Annotated in this window: 1 protein-coding gene and 1 pseudogene; one reads left to right on the top strand and one right to left on the bottom strand. The window is 68.9% G+C overall.

Going from position 1 to position 702, the window contains the following annotated elements:
• Positions 1-225: pseudogene (locus GUY61_RS38750) on the bottom strand (NAD(P)-dependent alcohol dehydrogenase); the annotation flags it as partial.
• 211 nt (positions 226-436) lie between these two features.
• Between GUY61_RS38750 and GUY61_RS38745 the strand changes: the two are divergent.
• Positions 437-628: a hypothetical protein gene (locus tag GUY61_RS38745; RefSeq protein ID WP_208107003.1), complete on the top strand. Its 192-nt coding sequence runs from the start codon at positions 437-439 to the stop codon at positions 626-628.
• Positions 629-702: the final 74 nt, after the last annotated feature.

Genomic DNA, 702 nt, shown 5'->3' with positions numbered 1-702 from the left:
CCCAAGAACCCCGTCCCAGCCGCGGACGGGGTTCTTGGGCCTGCCAAGTCCGAGGGCGACCCGGGCCACGTACGGCTTGCCTGTCATCAGGTGCCACACTTCGGGCCCCACACCGGCGGCACGTACCTCGACGAGCACCTCGTCGTCGCCCTGTACGGGGCGGTCGATGTCACGCAGGTCCAGGAGATCTTCCGACCCGTACGCATCCTGAACGATCGCCTTCATGGCCATAGCTCCCCTTTGCGGTCTCCGGCACCGAACAACCGGGGTTGCACTGAGCATCCCGTTCACTCCGAGCATCCCGGCGGATCGAGCCTCTGCCCAGATTCCCGAGTACGGTCTTGGGGCCGGCCGCGATGAGTTTTCCTACGGCGGACGCCCGACCGATCGACGACCCGGTGACCCGAGGGGCCGCCCGCCGGGGGATACCCGCCCCGTGCCGGTGCCGCTGCCGCCCGAACCGGTGGCGCTGCGGCGGGAGAGCGCCCGTACCTTCGGTACCGCTGATGGTGGGCGGCTGTTCTTCGACGAACGCGGTGGCGTCCTCGCCTTCGGTACGTACGACCGGGTCTGGCACGAAGCCCGGCAACTGGCCCTGCCACCGGGCCTGCTGAGCACTCCCAATTGAGCCGTGACCCCCGTTTCTACAGGTCAGGGCCCATTTTGGTGGTGCCCCCGGCGGGGGACTCGGGGCATGGGAAC

This window comes from Streptomyces sp. GC420, assembly GCF_009916105.1.
GTDB lineage: Bacteria > Actinomycetota > Actinomycetes > Streptomycetales > Streptomycetaceae > Streptomyces.
Note: the sequence above shows the minus strand (reverse complement) of the source record. Positions and strands in the feature narration are given on the sequence as shown.